The sequence below is a fragment of the Enterobacter sp. C4G1 genome, from assembly GCF_052886895.1.
Window position 1 is genome coordinate 786,194 of record NZ_JBQVVV010000002.1, and the last position, 14,289, is coordinate 800,482.

General features: G+C 55.0%; 13 protein-coding genes. 6 read left to right on the forward strand and 7 right to left on the reverse strand.

What is annotated here, in order from left to right; translation table 11 throughout:
• The first annotated feature begins 254 nt into the window (after window positions 1–254).
• From ACT9TW_RS17670 to ACT9TW_RS17680, 3 genes are read left to right on the forward strand one after another with little or no spacing between them, the layout of a single operon-like run.
• Window positions 255–1,601, forward strand: a complete 1,347-nt coding sequence (locus ACT9TW_RS17670) for an SrfA family protein (protein ID WP_446493229.1) — start codon at window positions 255–257, stop codon at window positions 1,599–1,601.
• Window positions 1,602–1,605: 4 nt separating this feature from the next.
• Window positions 1,606–4,587 (forward strand): virulence factor SrfB, encoded by a 2,982-nt coding sequence (locus ACT9TW_RS17675; RefSeq protein WP_446493230.1) that lies wholly within the window; start codon window positions 1,606–1,608, stop codon window positions 4,585–4,587.
• The gene (locus tag ACT9TW_RS17680; RefSeq protein WP_446493231.1) at window positions 4,584–6,758 is read left to right on the forward strand and encodes a virulence factor SrfC family protein; all 2,175 of its coding nucleotides are present in this window, start codon (window positions 4,584–4,586) and stop codon (window positions 6,756–6,758) included. Before ACT9TW_RS17675 ends, ACT9TW_RS17680 begins: the two co-directional genes overlap by 4 nt.
• A 29-nt stretch (window positions 6,759–6,787) precedes the next feature.
• On the opposite strand, the gene ACT9TW_RS17685 is transcribed toward ACT9TW_RS17680, so the two are convergent.
• On the reverse strand, window positions 6,788–7,546 hold the full coding sequence (locus tag ACT9TW_RS17685) for an alpha/beta fold hydrolase (protein ID WP_446493232.1): 759 nt from the start codon (window positions 7,544–7,546) through the stop codon (window positions 6,788–6,790).
• An 86-nt stretch (window positions 7,547–7,632) separates the two neighbouring features.
• Complete coding sequence (locus ACT9TW_RS17690) at window positions 7,633–7,806, reverse strand: GhoT/OrtT family toxin (RefSeq protein ID WP_014070436.1); 174 nt, start codon at window positions 7,804–7,806, stop codon at window positions 7,633–7,635.
• Between the two features lie 245 nt (window positions 7,807–8,051).
• Here ACT9TW_RS17690 and ACT9TW_RS17695 point away from each other — a divergent pair, with 245 nt between their 5' ends.
• Genes ACT9TW_RS17695 through ACT9TW_RS17705 form a run of 3 tightly spaced genes read left to right on the forward strand, consistent with a single transcriptional unit; the run spans window position 8,052 to window position 8,946 of the window.
• On the forward strand, window positions 8,052–8,378 hold the full coding sequence (locus tag ACT9TW_RS17695; RefSeq protein ID WP_446493233.1) for a DUF1971 domain-containing protein: 327 nt from the start codon (window positions 8,052–8,054) through the stop codon (window positions 8,376–8,378).
• Between the two features lie 27 nt (window positions 8,379–8,405).
• Window positions 8,406–8,759: a DUF1971 domain-containing protein gene (locus ACT9TW_RS17700; protein WP_446493234.1), complete on the forward strand. Its 354-nt coding sequence runs from the start codon at window positions 8,406–8,408 to the stop codon at window positions 8,757–8,759.
• A gap of 4 nt (window positions 8,760–8,763) precedes the next feature.
• Window positions 8,764–8,946 carry a DUF1869 domain-containing protein gene (locus tag ACT9TW_RS17705; RefSeq protein ID WP_368541945.1) on the forward strand — a complete coding sequence of 61 codons (183 nt, stop codon included), beginning with the start codon at window positions 8,764–8,766 and terminating at the stop codon, window positions 8,944–8,946.
• Between the two features lie 41 nt (window positions 8,947–8,987).
• On the opposite strand, the gene ACT9TW_RS17710 is transcribed toward ACT9TW_RS17705, so the two are convergent.
• The 5 genes from ACT9TW_RS17710 to ACT9TW_RS17730 all read right to left on the reverse strand — a co-directional run bounded on the left by ACT9TW_RS17710 (window position 8,988) and on the right by ACT9TW_RS17730 (window position 14,276).
• The gene (locus tag ACT9TW_RS17710; RefSeq protein ID WP_446493235.1) at window positions 8,988–9,968 is read right to left on the reverse strand and encodes an acyltransferase; all 981 of its coding nucleotides are present in this window, start codon (window positions 9,966–9,968) and stop codon (window positions 8,988–8,990) included.
• A gap of 103 nt (window positions 9,969–10,071) precedes the next feature.
• On the reverse strand, window positions 10,072–11,496 hold the full coding sequence (gene patD, locus ACT9TW_RS17715; protein ID WP_182061258.1) for an aminobutyraldehyde dehydrogenase: 1,425 nt from the start codon (window positions 11,494–11,496) through the stop codon (window positions 10,072–10,074).
• A 24-nt stretch (window positions 11,497–11,520) separates the two neighbouring features.
• Window positions 11,521–12,327: an ABC transporter permease gene (locus ACT9TW_RS17720; RefSeq protein ID WP_182061259.1), complete on the reverse strand. Its 807-nt coding sequence runs from the start codon at window positions 12,325–12,327 to the stop codon at window positions 11,521–11,523.
• Window positions 12,317–13,261 carry an ABC transporter permease gene (locus ACT9TW_RS17725; protein WP_259829507.1) on the reverse strand — a complete coding sequence of 315 codons (945 nt, stop codon included), beginning with the start codon at window positions 13,259–13,261 and terminating at the stop codon, window positions 12,317–12,319. Before ACT9TW_RS17725 ends, ACT9TW_RS17720 begins: the two co-directional genes overlap by 11 nt.
• A 1-nt stretch (window position 13,262) precedes the next feature.
• Complete coding sequence (locus ACT9TW_RS17730; protein WP_446493236.1) at window positions 13,263–14,276, reverse strand: ABC transporter ATP-binding protein; 1,014 nt, start codon at window positions 14,274–14,276, stop codon at window positions 13,263–13,265.
• Between the last annotated feature and the right edge of the window lie 13 nt (window positions 14,277–14,289).

Sequence of the window (14,289 nt, forward strand, 5' to 3'; positions counted from 1 at the left end):
GGACAGTAATAACAGCACAGCCCGGATGGCCTGGCAAATAACGAAACACTATCAGGTTATTCTAAAGCAGTGCTTTTCGCTGGTTTTGCAGCCAGTGACTCTGAAATTGATTTGCCTTAAGTGCCATTATTCGTCAAGCACAACCGTCACGATCAATGCCGCAAGAAATCCCCCCTTTTAGCCTCTCTTCCCCCGTTTGCTTGATGAGCAGTTTCGTTAAAGTAACGGTGTGAAGAAGTATATGGGACCAAATCGTGGCAAAAACTCTTTTACGCAGCGGTAATCTGGATGACTTTCAGGCCGTTGGCGGCGGCGGACAGGCCGTTTTTGAATCAGCGTTGCAAATCCGTGAAGCACTTCGCCTGCGCAAACAGCAGGCCATTGTCGATTGTCTGGCTATCCCTCAGGTTAATGATGGCGGCGACCGCGTCGACTGGTATTCACCGGTTGACGGGATGGTCACCAGCTGGAAAGCTGCCGACGAAGATACCCGCTTCCGCGCCTTGCGCTACCTGGAAAACACCCTCGCGAGCGTTGAATCGCTGAGTAAAAAGTGCCTCCAGTCACCTAAAACTGCGCAACAGCTTTTTGGCTCCCTGCTTTCTAAAGCCTTTCAGTTTCCTGGTGAAAACTTCCTGTTTTTGATTGATGGCAAGCCGGTTATCACGTTCTGGGGCTTTGTGAATCTTAACGAGAACGCCCGCGATGACGTTCTTGAATGCCTGCGCGAGTCTCTTATCCCGGAGCCTGCACCCGTGGTGATTGAGGATCCAGAACCCGAGCCTGAACCCGCGCCGCTGATCACATTTGAACAAGCCGATGAGCCGCTGATGACACCGGCGACGGTGGTGCGTATTACGCCAGAAGATCTGTATGAGCCGGAGCCAGCACGAGTGGTTATTCCTGACGTCGAGGAAGCTCAGCCTGCCCCGGAAATGGTACGTAAAAAGCGCCGTGTCCCGCTGTGGTCGCTCCCTGTTGCGGCGGTGCTGGTTGCCGCGGTTGCCGCTCCACTGCTGTGGCCAAAACAGCCACCTTCTGCACCAGCTGAACCCACGCCTGCGCCGACGCCTGTGGCTATTGCCCCGCAGCCAGTGAAAGCTGTTGAACCGCTGCCATTAAATCTGCCTCTGCATCAGGCTGAAGTGCTGGTGGCAAAGGTCAAAGAGCCAGAGCCTGCTCCGGTACAAGCCACGGTGGTGATTGCCGCTATCCCGAAAGATGCCATGGTGATGGACGCAAACCAGGTGAAAGCCGGTTCAACCCGTTTCCTCAACGGGAGCTGGCGCGCCATTCTGGATGTGAAAGATCCGGTCACGGGTAAACCGCCGTCATTGCGCTTCCAGATCCAGAACAACAAAGGCTTTGCCCGCGTGGTACACGGCGACAATATTGTGTGTCGGACTGACGTATTTTCCGGGTTACACAGTAATGGCGAGCTGATGATCAAAAGCCGGGGCAACGCGCGCTGCACCGATGGCTCGCGCTATCCGATGCCTGAGATCGCCTGTAAAGCCGGGACCAGCGATGTGGCGGAATGCAGTGCACGTTACGATGCCAAAACCGTCGTTCCATTGACGTTCAAGAAAGCAGGTGCATGACCCTATGCTGGTAAATCTTTGCGACTATAAACAAAGCGTTACGCTTATTGCCAATAGCGGCGTGCAGTTCCTTGATTTCGGTTTGACCCCGCAGGACACCGCCAGCAATGGTCGGTTTGTCCGCAAGACGGCCAATGGTCCCCTGCTGCGTCTGGATTTCGATTTGGTTAATGGCCGCTACACGCTGCCAGGCACCGGGGGCACTCAGCCCGAAGTGGTTAAGCCGGAAAGTACTATCCCACTGCATCAGTCCCTGACGGTTCTGGATGGCGTGTGGCTTCCGGTGCCTTTCCTGCGCTTTAATCCGCCGCGCACCTTTGTCGATGGCCCGGATAACTGGGCGCGCGTACAGGTACGTAAGCTTGATGAGCCAGACAGCGCCGGTAATACCCACCGGGTGACTTTCGCGCTCGACAGTCAGATTGCGGAACATGCAACATCCGCCCTTTCACCCGTCGGGAACGATATCCTGAACGGCACACGCTTTGCGCTGGCCTGGCGCGATGGCGAAGTAGACAGTTTCCTCGACCAAACCTGGATTGACGGCTGGCTGCGTGAAGCGTTTAGCCAGTTCGCGACCGGCGTGGAAAACCGTTCTGAACGCGACCTGCAACAGGCGATGCGCGGCTTTGAATACCAGGCCCACTGGCTGAACCTGCTGACCATGCTCGGTGAGCAGATCACCGTGCCAGAAGTGAAGTTTGTTACCCACACTCTCAGCACGCCAGCCATTCCGGTCGACCTGATCCTGGACGTCGGTAACACCCATACCTGCGGCGTTATCATTGAAGATCACGGCGATGCCAACGACGGACTGCGCCAGACCGCAGAGCTCCAGGTGCGTTCCCTGAGCGAACCGCAGTTCCTCAATGAACCGCTTTTCACCAGCCGCCTTGAGTTTTCTGAAGCGCGTTTCGGCAAGCAGCATTTCTCGGTTGAAAGCGGCCGTGAAGATGCTTTTGTCTGGCCCTCTATCGTGCGCGTGGGTGATGAAGCCCGCAAACTGGCGATGCAGCGCCTGGGAACCGAGGGCAACAGCGGGATCTCCAGCCCGCGTCGCTACCTGTGGGATGAAACCCCGGTGGTACAGGACTGGCGCTTTAGCCAGATGAACAGCAAAACCCAGCGTGAACCGTTAGCCACCGCTTTCCCGCTGATGAATCTGATGAACGACGACGGCGAGCCGCTCTTTACCCTGCCACAGGATGAGCGTCTGCCGGTGTTTTCGCCGCAGTACAGCCGCAGCACCCTGATGACGCACATGCTGTGCGAACTGCTGGCCCAGGCCCTGGGGCAGATCAACAGCGTGGCAACGCGTCTGCGTCTGGGATTCCCGGCATCTCCTCGCCAGCTTCGCACCCTGATCCTGACACTGCCTTCCGCCATGCCAAAACAGGAGCGCGAGATTTTCCGCCGCCGCATGTTTGAAGCCATCGCGATTGTGTGGAAGGCAATGGGCTGGCACCCGCAGGACGAAGATTTTGCCAGCCGTAAGCAGCAAGAAAAGAGCGTTGTTCCGGTCCCTGAGATCCAGATGGAGTGGGACGAAGCCAGCTGCGGCCAGCTGGTGTGGCTCTACAACGAAGCTATCTCCCATTTCGGCGGGCAAACTGAAGCGTTCTTCGCCTCTCTTGCTCGCCCGGACAGAGCGCCAGAACCCGGAGTGGATCCCGGCCGCTCCTTACGCGTTGCGTCCATTGATATTGGCGGCGGCACCACGGATATGGCGATCACGCATTATGCGCTGGACGATGGCTCGGGTAACAACGTCAAAATCACGCCACAACTACTGTTCCGTGAAGGCTTTAAAGTGGCGGGTGATGACACCCTGTTGGATGTTATCCAGCGCTATGTCTTACCTGCCCTGCAAACTCAGCTTCAGAAATCCGGCATCGCTGATGCCTCTATGCTGATGGCGTCGCTGTTTGGTGACTCCGGGCGTATCGACACGCAGGCGGTGTTACGCCAGCAAACCGCGCTCCAGCTGTTTATGCCGATCGGCCACGCCATTCTTGCCGCCTGGGAAAGCAGCGATATCGACGATCCGCTTGCCGGGCTGCACGCAACATTTGGCGATTTGCTGAACCAGAAACCTACCCGGAACGTGATGGGTTATCTGCAACAGGCCATTGACCACGCCCTGCCTGCGGGCTCGGCGGAATTTGATCTGTTCGCTGTGCCGCTGCACGTTAATTTCCGCGAAATGCAGGATGCGATGCTGGCAGGCCAGTTTACGCTGGCGGCCCCGCTCCATGCCGTTTGCGAAGCTATTTCGCATTACAGCTGCGATATTTTGCTGATCACGGGCCGCCCGGGCTGCCTGCCGGGTGTTCAGGCGTTGATTCGCCACCTGCAACCTGTGCCGGTTAACCGCATTGTCTGGCTGGATAAGTATCAGGTACATGAATGGTATCCGTTCAGCCAGCAGGGTCGTATTGGCAACCCGAAATCCACCGCCGCAGTGGGCGCGATGCTGTGCAGTCTGGCGCTTGACCTGCGCTTGCCACGCTTTAATTTCAAAGCGGCCGACATTGGTGCTTACTCCACCGTGCGGTATCTGGGTGTGCTGGATAACACGGTGAATACGCTGCGCGAGGAAAACGTCTGGTATCAGGATATCGACCTCGACAAAGCGGGGGCGAAACTGGACGCTCGCCTGCACTTCCCGCTGCGCGGGAACGTGACACTGGGCTTCCGTCAACTGGCGAACGCGCGCTGGCCAGCGACACCGCTGTATACCCTGAGCATCAACTCTGCCGAGTTGGCAAAAGCCATTGCCGGAGATGGTGTGCTGAATGTACGCCTGAAACTTCGTGGAGGGAGTAAGCACGAAGGGCCAGAATCCTTTGAGTTGAGCGACGCGTGGCTCCAGGATGGCACCCCGGTTCCGGCTGATGCCTTAACGTTTAAACTGAATACCCTGGCCGATCGCCGTCATAGCGGAAGCCACTACTGGATCGACAGCGGGAGCGTATACCTGAAATGACTGCGATGACTGCCACCACTCAGGCCATAATCGAGTGGATTAACGACACGCGCCAGCACGCTCCTGTTCTGGATAACGATGCTGACGCACTGCTGGCTAGGGTAAACGCCGCCCAGGCACGCGAGCAGGCTATCGACCGTGCGCTGGCAAGCCGCAGCAGTATCGGGCTTTATGGCCATTCCCAGGCGGCAAAAGCGCATCTGCTGGCCTCCCTGTGTGGTAGCGGTAACGCCCGTCTGAATGTCGTTCCGGGACAACGTACCTTCGATTATTTTTCCCATATCAACCCTGGTCATGCGCTGACCAATATGGCCGTGCGCTTCACCAGAGAGAGCCGCGACATCGCCGATGAGGCGTTTCCGCTGCGTCTGAGTCTGGTAACAGAGGCAGAGCTGGTGCAACTGTTTATTGCCCGCACCACGCTGCATCCGCAGATCCGCCCTGTTGATAAATCCGTTATTGAGACACGCCTGGAAAAATGGCGCGCACTTCGCCAGCCTCAGGGCGTGCCAGGCATTACCGCTCAGGAAGTGGGTGCCATTGCACGCTTCTGGCAAAGTACAGTGCCAGGCGCTAAACAACAAATGGATGATGCGCTGTGGCATCAGTTTGCCCTTCTGGTGCCGTCTCTTGATTTAAGCACCCGCGCAAGTGTCTGGTCATTGCTGTGGGGCGAGCAACAAGAGCTGACTCAGCAGTGGCTGAAACTGGCTCATGTACTGCATCAAACCAGCCATGCCAGCGAGCTTGCCGCGCCGCTCAGCCTGCTGGTGGATAATTTCGGTCTGCCGAGCGAGGGTTTTCTGACTCACGGCGCGTTAACGTCACCTGAGTCGCAGGAAACGCTGCTTCACCCGCTCAACAACGGTGAGATACTCAACGCTATTAGTATTCCCGTGGATGTGCTCGCCTTCCTGACCCGCGAACTGGTGCTCCCGGTCGAAAACGCGGTTCTGGATAACGTGGATATCATTGATATCCCGGCGTTCTCAGACAGCAGTAGCCCACTGTTGACTCAGGCAAAATGTCTGTGGCTGTTGGAGCATTATCGTCAGCAGCTTCAGCCGGACGTGCTGGTTATCTGTAACGCCACAGCGCAACATGAGCAGACGGCAAAAACCGCAAAATTGCTTCTTAACTGGGTTAAGGAGACGCAGCCGTCCGTTGAATCCGCCCTGCCGGGGCTGGTCTGGGCGATTACCCCGCATGATGCCCGCTTTACCACCAAACAAAACCTCGACGAAGCGGTCCAGCAATTGCTTGGCAAACCAGGTCAGCGTTGGGGCACATTACAGGCGCTGGACAGCCACAGTCTACAGCGCGTAGTTGAGTGGTTGTCTCAGGCAACGCTGTCAGCACAGCGTCAGACCCGTCTTAGCACCCTGAAAACGCTGTTGCAGCAGGAGTTATCCGCCTTGATGCAAAGCTATCTGGCGCCTGTGACGCTGGAGCCAGGAGCAAGACGCGCTCAGGCGGAAAACATGGTACGAATGCTACAGGCCAGCGCTGCCCGCCACGGCGAGTTGCTGGAAGGCCTTCTGCCACCGCTAAAAGCCTTCGAAACGCTGTTAGCCGTTCAGCAACCTCGTGAGGAGCAAGTCAACGGGTTGTTTACCGATGTGATTGACCTGTTCGCAGAAAATGCCCAGGAGAATAGCAGCCCGTACCAGACAAAAGACAAAGCAAGGCTGGCACACAAGGTGTGGATCAATCATCTGCGCCAGTGGAGCAGGAATGAAGCCGCTGCCGCCCGCTTAGGCCTGGAGCCTGCGGTGTTGCAGCAAATTGCGGATGTTCTGGTCACCAGCAGCTACCGTCTGGATCTGGCGCAACAACTTCAGCGTATTGTCGAAGCAGATAAAAGCAGTGCGGCGCAGTTACATGCCGTGATGGGGAACTTCATCGGCTGGCTTGGTTACGAGCAGACACCTGTTACAGACCGCCCAGCCAGCCGCGTGCGCAAAGGCCAGCCCATCTTTGTCACGCCAGTGGTTAACAGCGCGACACCGCGCCTGACACATCTGGGTGAACAACCCGTTCACGCTGCAACCGTCTACGTTTACGACTGGCTGGTTGCTCTGTACAGCCGGGCCACCGAGAACATCGATTACCAGAGCCCGCACGATGTTCAGGCCAGCGCCCGCCGGGCCTTACAGGCCATATTTCGCTAGCCCTCGTCAGCCCGCAGTCATGCGGGCTGCTATTTACCCGTCATGCAGTCAGATAACGCCAGAGCCAGCGCCGAAGGATTCTCCCACGACATCGAGTGCCCCGCCGCAGGGATGATTTTCACCGCAACACCTTTACCTTTGAGCGAATCCACATCCTTATCAGGCAATGAGTGTTCCCCAAAAATAAGCGTAACCGGGCAACGTAATGACAGGAACTGCGCTTCCCAGTCAGGGCTAGTGCCCTCAACCAGACTCGTGGCACCGCGCCACACAGCGTAAGGCGCATTACTTTGCAGACTACCGGCCCATGCAGAGGTTTCGGCGGCAAGTAACTGATCATAACCGTGTTCAACAAATTGCGTTTCCGACTGTGCGGCAATGCTACGGCTGAACATACCGCCGCCAGCATGAAAATTAGGTTCAGATACCATTAAACCGTTGAGGCGCGTCTGCATCAAAACCGCGGTTTCGATGGCAATGCTGCCGCCCATACTGTGCCCGTAAAGCCAGAAGGTCTTGATGCCAATATTGTCCAGTAATTCAGTAACCACCCGGGCCTGATCGCCTGTCTGATAGCGATAGTGCTCGGGTTTATCGCTGTATCCACTGCCGGGGAGATCGATAAGAATGGCTCTGCGCGCACCAAAATTTGGGTCAAAGACAACACGCGGATATTCATAGGACGAGGCGCACCCCAGGCCGTGGATAAACACGACGGGATCACCAGAACCAGGGAGGTCTTGCCAGCGCACACTGCAACCCGCGCGCCGAGAGTAGAAACTGTTCATGAGCACTCCTTTTTCAATGCACTGTTTATTTATACAGGCACCAGTAGCGGAATGCTATGTTCATCTTTTAAAACTGGAAGCGTGCTTCAGAAAAGCGATATCAGCAGCGCAACAGGGAAGCTCATCGGCCAGGTAGAACCCACGAGAAAAGCGCTCAGCAGGCGGATGCGTTTACGGTCTTTAGACAGGAACCAGGTAATGAACGCGCTGATGGTTGCCATGATTGCGTAAAAAACCAACATTTTTTGATACAACGTCATCCTGCTTACCCAAACTGTCAAAAATAACCGCACGCAATATGCGTCATATGTTGATACAGATCAAGTTTTTTCGTTACATAATAACCACTTAAAAACAATGGATAATAACAATTGGGTATTTTGCGTTACATCTCATGAGGATGAGAAATCATCTTTTTTGATAACATGCATTATAAATGCACTTTTTGATAAATTCTAAACCGTAGAAAGCGCTCTAATAAAGCCAGGCTTTAGAGGGAGGAAACATGCTACGCATTCCGCAAAGTTGTATTCATACCCGTTCCACCCCTTTCTGGAACAAAGAGACTGCCCCCGCAGGGATTTTTCAGCGTCATCTTGATAAGGGCACACGCCCGGGCGTCTACCCTCGCCTGTCCGTTTCGCAGGGTGCAGTCCGTTATTTAGGCTATGCTGACGAATTCACACCAGAACCGGATAGCGAACTCATTATTCACGCAGGCCACTTCGGTGTCTTCCCCCCGGAACGCTGGCACCATATCGAGGTAATGAGCGACGACACCCTGTTCAATATCGACTTTTTTGTCGAGTCTGATGTGCTGAAGTCTCTTTAAGTGTCTGACACTGATAAGGAAACCATTATGCTACGTATTCCTGATAATTTTGTTCATACCCGCGCAACGCCATTCTGGAACAAAGAGACGGCACCAAAAGCGCTCTTTACTCATCACAATACGAAAGCGGGTGTATACGGCCGTTTGTCTGTGATGCAGGGCGCCGTGCGCTATTTCGGCTTCGCGGATGGCAACGCCACCGAGCCGGATCTGGAGCTGGTGATTGAAGCCGGTTCATTTGGTATTTCACCGCCTGAAAAATGGCATCGCATTGAGCTGTTGACCGACGATACCTGGTTTAATATCGACTTTTTCGCCGACCCGGATGTCACCCTCCAGGGCGCGGGCATCGGAAAAGTGGTTAACACGCATAAGGAGTAACATCATGGGCAAAGCAACCTATACCGTCACGGTCACCAACAATAGCAACGGTGTCTCGGTGGACTATGAAACGCAAGCCCCGATGGAGCTGTTGATTCCGGATGTCGCCGCAGAAGTGGTTAAAGACCTGGTGAATACCGTACGTGCTTACGATACGGAAAACGAGCACGAGGTGTGTGGCTGGTAGTTTGTTGGCCGGGTAAATAGCCCGGCCAGATTTTCGTCGCGTTATTTAATACCCGCACCGTTAAATTTACCGTACAGCGCCGGTACCCATTTTTTCATGATGGCAAAAATGAACCATGACAAAATAAAGGCTGAAACCAGATTCACCGTTGATACTTTCACCCCCTTAGATTCAAACCAGGGAACGATGAAATAAAGCAGGAATGGATGGATGAGATAAATACCCAATGAAAAATCTCGCCCTGCTCTGGAAATCAGGCTTTCTTTGGTTGCGGTATTCGCGCAAATCACCAGCAGAGCCACTGCTACAGGTACGCTGAACAGAGGAAATTGCCTTTCACGTGCATACCCGTCAATGAACCACTGGCACAGGGGAACCTCAAGCATCATCAGCATTATCCCCACAATGAACAGAGTCCATGCCGTTGTGTTGCTTATCTTACTCAGTAAACCCTCTTTAGCGAGAAGGTATCCCATGTACACCAGCGGAATACCCAACAGGCTTCTGAACACATAGAACATGTAGTTTCGTTCAGCCGGGATGTTAAACGCCTGCCCAATATCACTGAGCCAGTACCCGGCTAAAAGTAACAGCGCAATCACCAGCCCCGTTGCTGTTTTTACATTCTTAATCATGTAATTGGTGAGCATTACACCTGACATAAGCGCGGTGATAAACCACAGATGGAAAAAGGTTCCTGACCGTAAGGTGTCAAACGAAAAAACACGGATAAATAGCGTCGTAATATCGCTATTAACACTGAGGTAGATAATCGGAACGTACAGCAGTGATGAATAAAATAAAATGCCGAATAATTTATTCAGTTTTTTGCCAACATCGATGTTTCCCGCCCTCCCCATTAAATACCCGGAGGCCAAAAAGAAAAACGGGACAGCCCAGCGCGACGCCGCACGGAATAAGTCAGCATTTGCCGGTGACATTTCAGGGTAAGACCCGGAATGCACGACGATAACAAAGAAGCTCGCAAAAAACTTAGCGAAGTCTAAGGTGTTGTTTCTCATTAAAAAGCGCCAGCCTGAAAGTTTCCAAAATCATACCATTCAAGCTGGCACCCATCTACAGCACGGCCACCACACACCACGCAAAATCCCGAATATCAGATTTTTAGTGTTTAATCATCACGTGGCGCACAACCGTGTAATCCTCCAGTCCATACACCGACATATCTTTCCCGTAGCCTGACAGCTTCATCCCCCCATGTGGCATTTCGCTGACCAGCATAAAGTGGGTATTGACCCAGGTGCAGCCATACTGCAAACGCGCGCTGAGACGGTGGGCGCGCCCCACGTCTTTGGTCCACACGGATGACGCCAGGCCATACTGAGAGTCATTCGCCCAGCCCAGCACCTGCGCTTCGTCGTCAAATTCGGTCACGCTGACAACCGGGCCAAAAACTTCACGCTGCACGATGGCATCGTCCTGTTTTGCACCCGCCAGCAGGGTTGGCTGGAAGTAATATCCTGCCCCCTCTTTTTTACTGCCGCCAGTGACAACGCGGATATGGCTTTGGGATTTTGCCTCGTCCACCGCCTTACAGACGCGTGACAGATGCGCAGCTGAGCTCAGCGGGCCAAGCTCTGTGGATTCATCCTCCGGGGCGCCCATATTAAGGGTGGCAACTGCGGCACCGAGTTTTTCCACCAGCGCGGCGTAAATGCCCTTCTGCGCATAAATGCGGCAGGCAGCGGTACAGTCCTGCCCGGCGTTGTAAAAACCAAAGGTACGCACGCCCTCCACGACCGCATCCAGGTCGGCATCATCAAAAACGATAACCGGTGCTTTGCCGCCCAGTTCCATATGAGTGCGCTTAATCGACGATGCCGTATGGCCGATAATGTGTTCCCCGGTGGCAATCGAACCGGTCAGCGACACCATGCGTACCTTTTCATGCCCGGTCAGTGGATCACCCACGGTTTTGCCCCGCCCGAACAGTACGTTCAGAACGCCTGCCGGGAAGATATCTTTGGCCAGCTCTGCCAGTTTTAAGGCCGTCAGCGGGGTGATTTCAGAGGGTTTAATCACCACGCAGTTCCCTGCCGCCAGGGCAGGTGCCAGTTTCCACGCGGCCATCATCAGCGGGTAGTTCCACGGCGCAATGGACGCAACGACGCCGACCGGGTCACGACGGATCATTGAGGTGTGGCCATCAAGATACTCTCCGGCGGCCAGTCCGTTCAGGCAGCGCGCCGCGCCGGCAAAGAAGCGGAACACGTCAACCACCGCCGGGATTTCATCTCCCGCCACACAGTGCAACGGCTTCCCGCAGTTAAGGGATTCCAGCCTGGCGAAGGTTTCTGCATGTTCTTCAATAACGTCTGCAAGTTTCAGCAAACACTCTGAACGGGTTTTCGGCGTGGTTTGCCCCCATTCAGCAAAAGCACGATCGGCTGCCTGCACGGCAGCATCAACCTGCGCGGCAGAGGCTTCGGCGATTTCCAGCAGTACCTCTCCGGTGGCAGGATTAAACACGGGCTGTTTCTCACCTTCGCCCGTAATCAGTTCACCATTAATGAGCAGTTGATTTTGCATAGCGTTGTCCTGTTGAAATCGGAGTTATTTCCCGCTGCCGGCAATCGTTTCACCGTCGCGGGTTAGCCACCAGGCTCCCAGAATAGGAATGGTTGTCACCAGCATCACCAGCAGGGCTACCACGTTGGTAACCGGTACATCACGCGGGCGACCAAGCTGGTTCAACAACCACAGCGGTAACGTGCGCTCGTGTCCCGCCGTAAATGTCGTGACGATGATTTCGTCAAACGACAGCGCAAACGCCAGCATTCCCCCCGCCAGCAGCGCCGACCCAAGATTGGGCAGCACCACATAACGGAAGGTTTGCCAGCCATCCGCACCTAAGTCCATCGACGCTTCCACCAGGCTCCACGAGGTGCGCCGGAAGCGGGCAATCACGTTGTTAAAGACCACCACCACACAGAAAGTGGCGTGCCCGACAACAATGGTGAAAAAGCCCGGTTCAAGATTGATGGTTTTAAATGCGGTCAGCAGCGCCAGACCGGTTATGATCCCCGGCAGCGCTATTGGCAGCAGCAGTAACAGCGAGATGGCATTTTTGCCAAAAAACTCACTGCGCCATAACGCCGCAGCAGCAAGCGTGCCAAGTATCAACGCGATACCCGTCGATAACGCCGCGATTTGAAGTGACAATGTCACGGATTCAATAATATCCCCACGCGCGGCCGCGATGCTAAACCACTTCAGCGTTAGCCCCTGCGGGGGAAAGCTAAACGCAGCATCTTCGGTATTAAACGCATAGGTTGCGATGATAAGCAGCGGGAAGTGCAGGAAAATAACCCCACCCCAGGCTGCCACTTTCAGGAACAATGGTGCGCGTTCAGAGTGCATCGAACGCTCCCAGACGTTTCACGAACGCCAGATAGAGTGAAATAAGAACAATAGGAACCAGCGTGAACGCGGCCGCCATTGGCATATTGCCAATCGCCCCTTGCTGGGAATAGACCATATTGCCAATAAAGTAGCCCGGAGGCCCCACCAGCTGCGGAACGATAAAGTCACCCAGTGTCAGCGAGAAGGTGAAAATCGACCCAGCGGCAATGCCAGGGATCGCCAGCGGCAGCACCACATAGCGGAAGGTCTGGCGCGGTCGGGCACCGAGATCGGCAGACGCCTGCAATAAAGAAGCAGGTAACCGTTCCAGCGCCGCCTGCACTGGCAGGATCATAAACGGCAGCCAGATATAGACGAACACCAGAAAACGCCCAAGTCCGGAGGTCGAGAGCGTATTGCCGCCAATCGCAGGTAGCGTGAGAATCGAGGTTAAAATTGGCTCCAACCCCATATGGCTGAGAAACCACTGCGCCACCCCGTCTTTCGCCAGCAGCAACGTCCACGCGTAGGCCTTCACGATGTAGCTCGCCCACATCGGCAGCATCACGGCAATATAGAAAAACGCCTTCCACTTACCGCTGGTATAACGGGCCATATACCAGGCCATCGGGAACGCCAGCACGGCGCTGGCAAGGGTGACCGCGATCGCCATGACCAGCGTGCGCACAATGATGTCGTAGTTGGCCGGGTTGAAAAGTGCCAGGATGTTCGCAAAAGTGAGATCCGGCGTAACCGACATGGTGAAGTCGTCAAAGGTATAAAACCCCTGCCACAGCAACGTCAGGAGCGATCCCAGATAGACGATACCAAACCACATCAACGGAGCAATCAGGAGCAGGAACAGCCCGAGCGACGGTTTGCGCCAGAACAGCGCGGTAATGCGGCTTAACCTGCCGTGGTGTGACGGAGTGTGTGAAACGCTCATATCCATTTCACCTCTCCTCGTGCAGCAGGACCATAGCCTCGCGTGACCACGATGCCAGTACCTGCTGCCCCGGCTCCACGCCCGCGGGCACCGTTGCACCACTAAGATTTGCCTGGCTCACCAGCAGTTTTTCACCGTCGGCCAGTTTAAGTTCAAAACGCGTTGCCGCCCCCTGATACTGTATCGCCTGTACCACCCCCTTCACCTGCACTTCACCGCTTTCATTAAGGCGAATATGTTCCGGGCGTAGCGAATACATGCCTTCCATACCGCAAACGCGGTGCGCGATACCGGCATCAAATACGTTTGAGGTGCCGACAAAACTCGCCACGAACGGTGTACGTGGGCGCATGTACAGCTCACGCGGTGTGTCGACCTGCTCGATACGGCCATTATTGAAGACCGCCACCCGGTCAGACATCGACAGGGCTTCACCCTGATCGTGGGTGACAAAAATAAAGGTAATACCCAGCTCCTGCTGGAGCTTTTTAAGCTCAAACTGCATCTGCTCGCGCAATTTGAGATCGAGCGCGCCTAAGGGTTCATCCAGTAGCAGCACCCGCGGTTCATTGACCAGTGCACGCGCAATCGCCACGCGCTGACGCTGCCCACCGGACAGTTGCGAAGGTTTACGGGCGACGGCAAAACTCAACCCGACCTTGTCCAGCGCTTCGCGCGCCTGAGCATGACGTTTTTTCTTATCGACACCTTTGACCATAAGCCCGTAGGCGACGTTATCGAGAATAGACATATGCGGGAACAGCGCGTAATCCTGGAACACCGTGTTCACATCGCGCTCCCACGGGGGCAGTTCGCTGGCCTCTTTACCGAAGATTTTTATCGCGCCACCGCTTAACTGCTCGAACCCCGCAATCAGGCGCAGGCAGGTAGTTTTGCCGGAGCCCGAAGGCCCCAGCATGGAGAAAAATTCCCCGTCACGAATACCAATGGTGACACCATCCACCGCCCGCACGTCACCGTACAGACGGGAAACATCATTGAACTCTACTGCGTACGTCATGTTCTGCTCCCGG